Raw genomic sequence first — 11,093 nt, forward strand, 5'->3', positions numbered from 1 at the left:
GGTCGCCGCTCACTCCTCCGGCGGTTCGGGCTCGACTTCGGTGATCCCGGCCGGCTGATGCTGCAGGAGCGCCTCGATCTCGGCTCGGTCGGCGCGGAGCTGCTTCGCGTCCGGGCGGGCGGTCCAGGGTCGGAGCTTGGCGATGATCGGCGGCGCCGTGCGGAGCAGGATGAGCCCGGTGCCGGTGGGGATGGTGCGGATGGCTTCGGTGGGCAGGATCGGCACCCGCCGGATCGAGCGCTGCGCTGACCGGCTCCCGCGGTCGCCGACGGTGGTGGAGTCGGTGGTTTCGTCGCGTTCGCCGATGAGGGTGGAGAGGTCGTGGAGGTCGCGGGCGTGGGTGGAGCCGCCGAGGGCGATCTTGACGATCGCGGCGTCCCAGATGGCGGCGGCTTCGTCGTCGGTCCATTTCGCGCGGGCCTGGGCGAGGGACTGCAGCACGGGCATGGTGGTGATGCCGGTGCCGCCGCCTTCGGCCATCAGCGTGGGCAGGGAGGGGAGCGGGGCGAGGTTGCCGATCTCGTCGAGGGCGAGCAGCAGGGGCGGGTCGAGGCGGGCGCCGGGGGAGCGGGCGGCGAGGCGCCGGGCGGTTTCGACGAGGTCTTCGACGAACGCGGCGACGAGGGAGGCCGAGTTCCCGGCGCCGGCGCCGGTCGCGAGCAGGTAGAGGGTGCCGTTGGCCTGGAGGAACGCGGCCGGGTCGAACGCGTCATCCTCGCCGGGGGAGACGGCTTCGAGCACGCGCGGGTCGGCGAGGGCTGCGAGGGCGAGGGAGACGCCTTGCCAGATGGAGTCGCGGGTGCGCGGGTCGGCGTCGAGCATCGCCTGCAGCGAGTCGGCCCATCCGGTCGCCGCGCCGGGGTGTGAGGTGAGGATGTGGGAAGCGTCGTGCGCGGCGGCCGGGTCGAGGGTCCACCGGAACAGTTCGGCCGGGGTGCGCCGATCGAGTGCGGCCGCGTGGAGGAGGGCTTGGAGGGCGACGCGGGTCTTGGCTTCCCAGAATCCGCCGCCTTCGACGCCGCCGGCGGCGAGGCCGGTGCCGGCGGCGAGGCCGGTGGCGCGGATCATCGCGGTGAGGGGGTCTTCGCAGCCGCGGATCGGCGACCACTTCAGGCCGGCGGGGATGCCGTCGGCGAGGTGCTGCGGGTCGAACACTGCGACGGGTCCGCGAGTGCTTCGGGCGCGGATGGTGGCGGTGAGGTTGTCGTTGCGGGTCGAGGTCGTCACGACCGGGCCGGGGGCGTCGAGGATCGTGTTTATCACGATGTGCAGGCCCTTGCCGGAGCGGGGTGCGCCGACGAGCAGGATCGAGTCCTCCACGCTCGCCCAGACCTCCACCCCCCGCGCGGCACCGAGCCGGTACCCGACGTCAGCGGGGCGCGCGCGATGCAGCGACGGGCGCAGGTGCGCAGCCCGCTTGAGGAGCGTCGAAGTGGATGCTGCGTGGGCGAGGTCGGCCTTCGTCGCAGTGCCCCGGATGCGCTCGTGCGCGACCCGCTCGGTGCGGCCGCTCGAGCGGAGCATCCGCCAGACCCAGATCGCGATCGCCGCTGACGCACCAGTGAGGAGGGCCGCGGTCGCCCAATAGGCGAGCGGGTTCAGGCCGGGTGCACCGAGCGCGGCGCCCGGGTCGTCGGCGTTGAGGATGACCATGAGGCCGGCGTCGAGGCCGCCCGTGGGCTGGGGGAGTCTGGTAGCCCAGGCGGCGATCGATCCCGCGCCGCGGAGGATGAGCGCCAGGGCGGCGCCGCCGATGAGGATGCCAATGCCGAGGTTGGAGAGGTCGTCGCCGAGCGCGGCGGGCGGGCGCGTGGTCGTCATCCGATGCAACCCCTCATCGAGTTCGACCGGGCGCGGTCGCGGGCCGCTGCCGGAGGGGGTCGTACGCGAAGGCCGGGGCGACGGCGAACGGATCTGGCGGGTCGATGAGCGCTGCGACGTCCTTGGCGTTGGTGACGAGCGTGCCGATGCCTTCTCGGATCAGCGAGTGGTTGCCGGCGCTGGCGGGGCTCGTGAGCGGGCCGGGCACGACGCCGACAGGACGTCCGAGCGCGTGGGCTTGGCCGGCGATGTTCAGGGCGCCCGACCGGGCGCCGGCTTCGACGACGACGGTCGCCGCCGAGAGCGCGGCGATGAGACGCCCGCGTTGCAGGAGCCGCCAGCGCGACGGTGCTGAGCCGGGCGGGAGTTCGCTAACGAGGAGTCCGCCGTGGTCGACGATGCGCTCGAAGGTCTCCTGCAGCGCCGGCGGGTGCGGTCGGTCGAGGCCGCCCGCCAGGACCGGGATCGTATGCCCGGGCTTCGTGGCGTTCGCGGCGCGATGAGCCGCCTCGTCAATGCCGTACGCGCCGCCGGAGATGATCAAGCGCCCGTCGCCGACGAGGTCCGAGGCGAGCTCGCCGGCGATGAGCGTGCCGTACGTCGTTGCGGCGCGCGAGCCGACCACGGAGACCCGGCTCGGCAAGGGGGATCTCAGCCGAGTCGGGTCGCCCCGAAACCACAACGCGAGCGGCGCACTCACACCGAGCCGCCTCAGCTCGACCGGCCACTCCGTCTCACCGGGCACGAGCATCCCGATGCCGTGCCGGTCCATCTCGGAGTGCAGTCGATCGAGCTCGCCCGGGATGAGTCGGGATGCCAAGCGTCGCCGCCAGAGCGCGCCTTCTGCTGCATCGATCTCATCGGGGAGAGCGCCGTCCGAGGTAATCAGCCGGGCGGTCTCGTCGACGCCGACGTGATCGACCAGTACGCCGGTGATGATGTCCGCCGGTTCCGACACCGTCGCCAGCAGCATCCGGGCCTCGCGCTCGTCTCCCATCCGTGCTTCCTCCTCGGCTCACGGGAGAGGTGCGCACCTGGCAACGGGATTACTGCAAGGCGTCGTCGCTACCGTCCGATACCGTCACAGGATGGCTATTTACATCAGCTCGGTGCAGCAGTTGGTCGACCGGCTCTAGTCGATGGCGGAGTCGGCAGAGACCCCCTGGGTCCAGAGCAACCTCGGCGCGAGCATCTTCGGCGGCGCCGTGGTGCTGATCCTCGGCGCGCTTGGGAACACACTCGTCGAGGACATGCCGAACTGGCTGCGTTGGGTCGTTACCGCCGGTGCGGTGCTGATCGGCCTCATGCTTTTCAGCGCGATCAACGAGACCTGGCGCAATCGGGTGTGGGTGCGAATCGGGTCCTCGGTGGCTGGCCTGCGACCCGTCCGCATCGTCACCCTGCGGAAGAAGGTCGCCGAGGCCGAGTCGGCGGCAGAGAAAAGGTACAACGAGGCCCTTCAGGCTCGGGCGGAGTCCCCGAGCCCGCCCGCCTGGACGATCCGATACGACCGCCGCATGGGTCACGACGAGTTCGACAACGACACCTTCTGGCTGACGAACATGGGATTCCCGGTAACGGAAGTCGAGGTCGTCGGCGATTCAGAGTTCATCGAGTTGCCGCACCGCGTGATTTTCCAGGCGCACGAAAACGGGACTGGTCGGTGGTTCGCCGGAAACATCACCGAGCGCGGACGTCGGGAGGGTGTGACACTCACGATCACACACCGCAATCGTCACGGCGAGCCGGGTTCGTTCGACTACCAGCTTGAACCCGAGACGATCGCCGAGATGAAACTCGAAACGCGCGAGGAGGCGTACGCGCGCGGAAAGGCTGACGGCAATGTCGAAGGTCACACGCTGGGCGTCGAAGCAGGTCGCCGCTCCCTGCAGTCGGAGATCGACGCGCAGCGGGCGAAGCCGGTGCGCAAGCCGCGCTGGGCGGTGATGCAAACGACCTCAGGGACGTGGGCCCTCACCAACAACTCGGACGGCGCAGTCGCCACCGCCGTCACGCTCGATGCCGCGCCGACCGACTTCACGTTCCATAGCGCCGCGGACTGGGAACACCTGACAGGTATCGCGGGGCAGACGTTCCAGGGGCAGGCGCTCGGAGCCGGTGGGCATGTCGCGTTCACCGTCGAGTGGAACGACGTCAATGGAATCCGCCAGTCGACCTCGATCCACTGGTACCCGCCGCCGGCCATCTACGGCGGCCCGATCAGCGTGGGCGGAGGCAACCCGATCCCAGACTTCTGAGTCAAGGCTAGAACTCGAACAGCCGGCGCGGTCGGCTCGAGTCAGGACGGGGCTCGACACTTGGGTACGGCGTCGCCGCCCCTTTCATCAATCGCGGCCAGGCGCTCCAATGAGCGCCGCCACCGAGCGGCCGGGCGCTGGTGATATCCGGGAACTGCTAGAGGATGCGCTCAAAGCGCCGGGGTTGGCGATCATCCTCGAGACGCGACTTGACGATGTCTGGACTTACGCCGAGTTCGAGGGCAACCCATGCTCGCATCACCATCACGCTCTCGGCCCAGGCGTGCATGACGTCAATGTCGTCGGGCTTCGCGCGGTTCGCGTGTTTGAGACCGTTGTAGGTGTCGATTGTGCGTGATGCCCACTCTCCGCCATCGAACGGGAGGCAGTCGGGAACGTCGGCCAGGATCCGGGCGAACCGCGTCTTCAAGGTCGCGCTGCCCGCAGCTCTCTCGGACTGGCCGTCTCGGAGGAGTAGGAGGAACCCGAGGGCTTCCAAGCCCGGCCCGGTGTGCGCGAGGCGCGTGTGGGGCGTGGTGTTGCGTAGACCGAGGCTTGAGATCACGGGATCAAGAGCACGCGCGAACTCTTCCCGGAGCGCGATCCAGCGGCCGAGACCGCCAACTCCGAGTTCATGGAAGGTGACAAGGTGACCGTGCCAGCCGATCGGGGGCGGTGTGCGCTCATCGTCTCCAACTACTACCTCACGCCACTGCTCGCCGTGAACTTCACCGTCCATCGTCGTGAGGGGATCGTCGGCGCGCAACGCGTAGACCGGTACGCACGATTCGTCGCGCCACCTCGACAGGACGAGCAGATCCCGAATGGCGCGATGGAGGTTCATGTGAACGTCCCAGTCGAGCGGATCTGCACTTCGGGTAATGCAACGCACAAGATCGAGCAGCACCCGACGATCCCGACCCTCTTCAGGAACAACCTGCCAGGTTGGCCAGAGCGTGAGCTCCATTCCACTGAAGGTGCCGACCTCGATCGGCATTACGACGACGGACCGGAGGACCACGCTAGTTGGAGCCCGGCGGTCATAGTCCTCGTCCCACGAGGTGACGCCGAGCCACTCGCGTAGGCCCGACACTTCAGATTGCAATCCCTGAGGGCGGTCGAACTCGAGGTCAGCGTGAACGCCCATGATCGCCGCCTTGGCCCACAGCGTTCCACTCCCTGGCCCAAGTGCGTTGGCGTGGTACCCGTGTGCCCAGCAGCGAATCAGGAGCACCGCGCCATGCGAGTCTTGGAACACGACGCGCCGCGGAACTGGCCTCGCGTCCTTCGGTTCTGTGCCGGCGATGAATCCGCCGCCGCGCAGAAACCAACGCGCGTACGGCACATCAGGCCCCGACCAAGCCACGGTCACACCGATGCCCTCATCGGACCTCTCTAGCGTGACCTTAACCTCAGGCGTGTCGGGGTATGAATCGTAGAAGTCGCCAGTTCGTCGCACACCCCTCTGTAGCTCGTTCGGCATCCATCTCCTCCGAGCGTCAAGGTAGCAGCCGGGGTGCTGCGGCTGCTCGCTCTCACCCGCCGCCCGAACTCGAGTCTGCTACGACGAGATTCCGATCGAGACATGCTCGACTGTTGTCATCGAATCCATGTCAACTCCGCCGTTCTCGGCCCACCGTTCATTCCGCGCAAGAGGATCCGACCCGAGAGTGGCGCGGTGGCCCAGTGAGATGCTGAGCGGATGGATGGAACGCAGGTTGGATTCGCAAGGTCTCGAACACCGATCAGGACCTCACGCCCAGCGCGGTGCACTGCTGCGCATGCGAGTTCGCGACGCGAACACCTAACGTAGATCACGGTTTGACCGGCACGAACCGGGCCAGGCCCGGGCTGTCTTCAACGCATCCGCGCCGTCGTGTCGAACGCCGCGAGCTCGTCCGGGTGCAGTTGGTGCTGCACGACGAAGCTGCGGTCCTTGACCCGCCAGAGCCCCTGCCCAGTCCCGAGGGTCGGCAGCAACTTCTGCTCCGTCCCTGACAGCCCGAGCGCCGTCGCGGTCGAGCCGAGTTGGTCGGGCTCCTGCCGGTACACAATCCGAGTCTCCGCGTTCGCCAGCAGCGATGCGGCGAGTGCGCGCATGGCGCTGCCGGAGTCGCCGACGTTGTCGAGGTCGGTGAGTTTGTGGAAGACGAGCATGTTGGCGATGCCGTAGTGGCGTGCGAGGCGCCATTGGGCATCCATGCGACGGAGCAGGGCGGGGTAGGCCATGAGGCGCCAGGCTTCGTCGTAGATGACCCAGCGTTGTCCGCCGGCGGGGTCGGAGAGTGCGGATTCCATCCACGCCGACGAGCACGTCATCAGCACCGAGATCAGGGTGGAGTTCTCGGCGACGCGGGAGAGGTCGAGGGAGACCATCGGCAGGGTCGGGTCGAAGCGGACGGTGGAGGGTCCGTCGAAGAGGCCGGCGAGGTCGCCGGCGACGAGGCGGCGGAGGGCGTGCCCGACGAGGCGGCCGTCTTCGGCGAGGCGTCCTTCACGGTCATCCTCGACGCTCGGGGTGAGGATGCGGTCGACGACCATCGGCAGGATGGGCACTTCCGCGGTGCGGACGGTGTCGGCGAGGGCGAGGTCGATCGCGGTGTGCTCGAGTGGCGAGAGCGGTCGGTCGAGCACGGTTTCGGCGAGGGCCCCGATGAGTTCGCGGCGGCGGGCGGCGAGTTGGGCGGCCCATTCCGAATCGGATGCTCCGCTGGGCCGGTGTCCCTCATCCAACGGGTTGAGTCGATTCCGAAGCCCGTGCCCCAGGATGATGGCCTTCCCGCCGACGGCTTCGGCGACGGCGGTGTGTTCGCCTTTGGGGTCGCCGGGCACGTACACGCGCCGCCCGAACGGCAGCGAGCGGGTGTAGAGGGACTTGGCGAGAGAGGACTTGCCGGAGCCGACGATGCCGGCCAGGACGACGTTCGGGGCGGTGATCATGCCCTGCTGGTAGAGCACCCACGGGTCGTAGACGAACGAGCCGCCCGAGTAGAGGTCCTGCCCGACGAACACCCCGGCCGAGCCGAGGCCGGCTTCGGCGAGGAACGGGTAGTGCCCGGCGAGCGTGGCCGACGTGTCCTGGTGCTTCGGTAACCGCAACCTGCCCGGCGTGCGGAGGGCGGCCGGGCCGGGTTCGCCGGCGGCGGGCAGGTAGGCGGCGGAGCGGGCTTCGGCGCGTTCGGTCTCGTAGCGGGCGCGTCGCTGCGCGCTGGTGGCCTTGCGGGCATCCTGTTGGATGCCGGATGCGGTTCGTTGTCGGGCGCGCCGGTCCTGGCGGCGCTCATCGCGTGGCGCGACGAGGGAGGCGGTGTGGAGGCGCTCGTCGATGCTCACAACGCCACCGCACGCCCAGCTCGCGACCCGACCGCGGGCGAGGGGTTGGCGAGCGAGGCATCCGCGACCGCTTGCGGCGACCGCTCGAACGGCGCGAGCTCCCGCCCGCCGGCTTCGGGGGCGGGTTCGTAGCGGCGCAGCAGGGAGACGTAGCCGAAGGTGTCGCTGTATGTCAGCGCGTACGGGGAGCCGAACGGTTCGATCGTGTGATCGGTGCTGCCGGCCGGCACGTGGTCGTACACGTACCCGGCCTCGAGCGAGGCCTGCACGCTCGCCTCGCCGTGGTCGTACTCGCTGAGACGGTAGATCGCCGAGATCGGCCCCTCCCGATCGATCATGGCGAGCAGGCCCTCGGCCTCCTCGCCCTGCAGGAAGACGACGCTGATCCACCGCGTCGCAGGCTCGTCACGCTCGAAGGGGTACATGCTCGGCTCCAATCAGGATGCTTCGCATGACAGGTGTGTCTCCTTCCGACAGCGGCGGGGGGCTATGGGGCTCGACTGTCACCTTCGGTGGCGCGTTCAAACTGCTCGTCTTCGTAGAGCGCAATGATGTGCTTGCCGCGGAATCGAACCGTGGATCCGGGCTGCAGCCCCCAAATCACCACTGGCTCGTTGTCCAGGTTTCCCCAATAACGGTCGCCCTTCACCTTCGTGACTTGCACCCACATGCGCTCACCCCCTTCGTGTTCGCTGTTGAAGCCGAGCTTCACGATGTCGCCAACTCGGACATTGTCCTTGTGCCGCTGCTCCGGGATCTCGAAGGTATCTGGCCACTCCGCATTCATTGCCACGCCGTCCGTGAGCGTCCATCGATCCCACAGGCGTCCTCTCGACCACACCGCGAGACGGCCGAATAGGCCCTCGGTCAGGCTTCGCTCGAGTTGTTGCGCGGCCCAGATCGGCTGCTCCCACCGCGCCACCACGTAGAGCTCAGCGATCATCTCCTTGCGTCGCGGATCATCTCTCCGAAATCCGAGTGAGGCGAGACGCACAACCACGCCAGGAGCGAACCCCCAAACAAGAATGATGAGGCCGAGCGCCGGAAAGAAAAGGGTCGTCGGAGTCGCAATGACTAGTTCCAAAATCTCGCTCACCAGATCGCCGGCCTCAACTGAATACGCGTGAAGCGAGGATCAGTCGCAGCTCGTGCTTTCACTGCGCCGAGTTGCTCGAGCCCATAGTCGGTCAATGTGTAGTAGCGCCGGGGCGGGCGCTTCTCGGAGATCTCAGCCTGATCTTCCCAACCATCATCGAGCCAGCCTTCCTCGTAAAGGCGTCCGAGCAGTGGATAGAGAACCCCGGAACGAATCCCTGTCGTCTTTGTCAGGTCGTAGCCCCAATGGCGCCTGTCAGGATCAGCGGTCAACGCAATCGCTACCGCAACTAGGTTCGGCGTATACTTCACGCTCCAAACCTACATAGGTATGTTCAAACACGCAAGCCGTCGCACGACGTGTCATCACCTCGGAACCTGGAGGGGTCCTGGGATCCAGGACCCCCGTTCACCTTCAGAATTCGGGAAGGCTGAGCAGGTTGTTGCTCCACTTGCCGTCGGCATAGGTCCGGAGATAGGGCTGCGTGCCCTGCTCCCGGACCACGCCAACTCGCACGCGGTTCGCGCCAGTGCCGACGTAGGCCTCGCCGTTGTTCTCCACCCACTGGACGAGGGTGGGCTTGTCAGTTGTGCCTGCCTCGCCCGGCGACGTCCACTTGTACGAAACGATGGACTGGTGGTTCTTGGGCACGGAGCCGAAACGCACGTGCGTGATCTCGATCGCCACTATTGGGCTCGCTTTCTCCCCACCACACCGCCGTGGGGAATTCGGGTTTCGGGCCTGATTCCCCGATCTGGCCCGTGTTTCAAGTGAAGCACGGACCTCCGACATCGCCAGGTCTGGCGGCCCAGGTGGCAGCGACAGCCTCAGATGGAACGGCAGAGCGGGAGCGCCGCCGCGGTGAACGCCTGCGCCTGCTGTCCGACGAGCCGCCTCACTTCGCACGACGCCTGGATCGCCGCCTGCTCGATGGCCGCGACGGCGGCGTCGAGCTCGTCAACCGTCGGCGCGGTCACTGAGATGAGGCCGGTCACTCGCAGCACGCCGTGGCCGGCGGTGAGGTCGGCTTCCTGCTGGAGGACGTCTTCGTACTCGGCGGAGGCGGAGGCGTCCTCGATCTGGCCGATGCGGCGGCGTTGGTGGGCGTCGGAGATGAGTTCGGTTTTCTTCTTGCGGAGGTCGCGGGCGGCTTGGTCGGCGCGGACGGGGAGGTAGTGGAGGGCGACGGTGCGGAGGATGCCGTTGGTGAAGACCATGGGGGCGAGGAAGCCGGGGTAGACCTGCGTGCGGGGCCATTCCGAGATCCAGAGGACGGCGTGGTGGGCGCTGTCGGTTCGGAGGCGGTCCCAGGTTTCGGTGACGGCGACTGGGCCGGCGGTGGCGAGGTCGCGGCCGATCTCCGGATGCCGCTCGAGGTCGACGCCGATCTGCGGGTCGTAGGCGGTGCGGAGCGCTGAGGCGAGCTCGGCGGCGTTGAGCCAGCCGCCGACGATGAGGTCCGCGGCGCGCAGGGCGCTGTTCAGGGCGGTCATCTCTTGGCGGAGGACGGCGGCGGCGCCGCGCATCCCGCTGCCGTTGGCGCGGATCTGCCGGGCGGATGCCTGCATGTCGAGGGCGAGGCTGATGGTGGTGGCGTGGCGTTCGCCGGTGGGGCCGGCGCGGTCGATGAGGTCGCGGTAGGTGTTCGCGGCCCAGGAGTCGTCGTCGATGCCGTGCCGTTCCCACCACTCGGCAAGTCCCGTGCCGGAGTCGGGCAGGGTGCGTTCGTTGACCTGGATGCGCGCGATGCGTCCGGAGCGGCAGGCGCCGGCGAGCACGCGCCCCCACCCGTTGACGCGGCGGTGCTGCTCGCCCGGGTCGAGGAGCGCGAACGCCGGGTGGGAGATCGCGACGATCGCGGTGAGGGTCTGCTGGTGCGGGTCGTGGATCATCACGGCGCCGGTCTCAGGGTCGTGCCATTCCCGCAAGGATGCCGCGTCGCCGGGCAGGGCGAGGGTGCCGACGGGTCGCGGTTTGATGATGCGGCGCCGGTAGGTGAGCTGCCCGGCGGCTTTGCGGAGCATCCATCTGGTGGTGATGGGCACCCACTCGACGAGCTTGCGTCCGCCGATCGGGATCGCCGCCGTCAGTGCGGCGGTACCCCAGATGGGCGCGGTCCAGGCGACGCCGGTCGCGCCGGCCGTGTAGAGCGCGACGACGAGGGTGACCAGGGCGAAGGAGAGTGCGATGAGCTGCGGGGCCGAGAGGCCGAGCAGGATGCCTCGTTTCGTGAGCCGGGAGAACTGGACCGGTGCGAGCCGGTAGTCGTGGCCGGTGGAGTGCGTCATGGGTCAGGCATCCTTCCTGGTGCGCGGCGGCGGGGTCGAAGTCGACGGTGCGGGCGGACGAGCTCGAGGGGCCGGGCCGGGTGAGGCCGGCGGCTGGGCAGGCGGCGGCGGGCTGACGGAGTCGCTGGCGGCGCTGGTGTGGGCGTCGCCGATCTGCCCGACGCCCTTGCCGGTGTTGTGCCCGGCCTTCGCGGAGGCGCCGACGACCTGGGCGCCCGCGACGACCGCGATCCCGACGGGCCCGGCCGCGGCGCCTGCACCGGCGGCCCCGGCACCGGCGGCGCTCCCGCCCGCGCT

Annotated in this window: 11 protein-coding genes; 1 reads left to right on the top strand and 10 read right to left on the bottom strand. The window is 68.6% G+C overall.

Annotated features, from left to right (window positions below; genetic code table 11):
- Window positions 1-9: 9 nt before the first annotated feature.
- Both GB864_RS10805 and GB864_RS10810 read right to left on the bottom strand, forming a co-directional pair.
- Complete coding sequence (locus GB864_RS10805; protein WP_160424897.1) at window positions 10-1,821, bottom strand: TraM recognition domain-containing protein; 1,812 nt, start codon at window positions 1,819-1,821, stop codon at window positions 10-12.
- Window positions 1,822-1,834: 13 nt separating this feature from the next.
- Complete coding sequence (locus GB864_RS10810; protein ID WP_160424899.1) at window positions 1,835-2,818, bottom strand: DNA-processing protein DprA; 984 nt, start codon at window positions 2,816-2,818, stop codon at window positions 1,835-1,837.
- 142 nt (window positions 2,819-2,960) lie between these two features.
- Between GB864_RS10810 and GB864_RS10815 the strand changes: the two genes are divergently transcribed.
- Window positions 2,961-4,079 (top strand): hypothetical protein, encoded by a 1,119-nt coding sequence (locus GB864_RS10815; protein WP_160424901.1) that lies wholly within the window; start codon window positions 2,961-2,963, stop codon window positions 4,077-4,079.
- A 157-nt stretch (window positions 4,080-4,236) separates the two neighbouring features.
- Here GB864_RS10815 and GB864_RS10820 read toward each other — a convergent pair whose 3' ends face one another.
- The 8 genes from GB864_RS10820 to GB864_RS18540 form a co-directional block, all read right to left on the bottom strand.
- On the bottom strand, window positions 4,237-5,562 hold the full coding sequence (locus GB864_RS10820) for an ApeA N-terminal domain 1-containing protein (protein WP_160424903.1): 1,326 nt from the start codon (window positions 5,560-5,562) through the stop codon (window positions 4,237-4,239).
- Window positions 5,563-5,936: 374 nt separating this feature from the next.
- Complete coding sequence (locus GB864_RS10825) at window positions 5,937-7,412, bottom strand: ATP-binding protein (protein WP_160424905.1); 1,476 nt, start codon at window positions 7,410-7,412, stop codon at window positions 5,937-5,939.
- A complete protein-coding gene (locus GB864_RS10830; protein WP_160424907.1) occupies window positions 7,409-7,837 on the bottom strand; it encodes a hypothetical protein in 429 nt (142 codons plus the stop codon). Before GB864_RS10830 ends, GB864_RS10825 begins: the two co-directional genes overlap by 4 nt.
- A 62-nt stretch (window positions 7,838-7,899) precedes the next feature.
- Window positions 7,900-8,508 carry a hypothetical protein gene (locus GB864_RS10835; RefSeq protein ID WP_160424909.1) on the bottom strand — a complete coding sequence of 203 codons (609 nt, stop codon included), beginning with the start codon at window positions 8,506-8,508 and terminating at the stop codon, window positions 7,900-7,902.
- Entirely contained in the window at window positions 8,505-8,819 is a 315-nt protein-coding gene (locus GB864_RS10840) for a helix-turn-helix transcriptional regulator (protein WP_160424911.1), read from the bottom strand. Before GB864_RS10840 ends, GB864_RS10835 begins: the two co-directional genes overlap by 4 nt.
- A 103-nt stretch (window positions 8,820-8,922) precedes the next feature.
- Complete coding sequence (locus tag GB864_RS10845; RefSeq protein WP_160424914.1) at window positions 8,923-9,195, bottom strand: DUF3892 domain-containing protein; 273 nt, start codon at window positions 9,193-9,195, stop codon at window positions 8,923-8,925.
- Window positions 9,196-9,335: 140 nt separating this feature from the next.
- The gene (locus tag GB864_RS10850; protein ID WP_160424916.1) at window positions 9,336-10,796 is read right to left on the bottom strand and encodes an SCO6880 family protein; all 1,461 of its coding nucleotides are present in this window, start codon (window positions 10,794-10,796) and stop codon (window positions 9,336-9,338) included.
- 3 nt (window positions 10,797-10,799) lie between these two features.
- Window positions 10,800-11,093 (bottom strand): hypothetical protein (locus GB864_RS18540; RefSeq protein ID WP_236779052.1); only part of this gene is annotated, 294 nt, incomplete at its 5' end.

Source organism: Agromyces seonyuensis (genome assembly GCF_009789225.1).
Classification (GTDB): domain Bacteria; phylum Actinomycetota; class Actinomycetes; order Actinomycetales; family Microbacteriaceae; genus Agromyces; species Agromyces seonyuensis.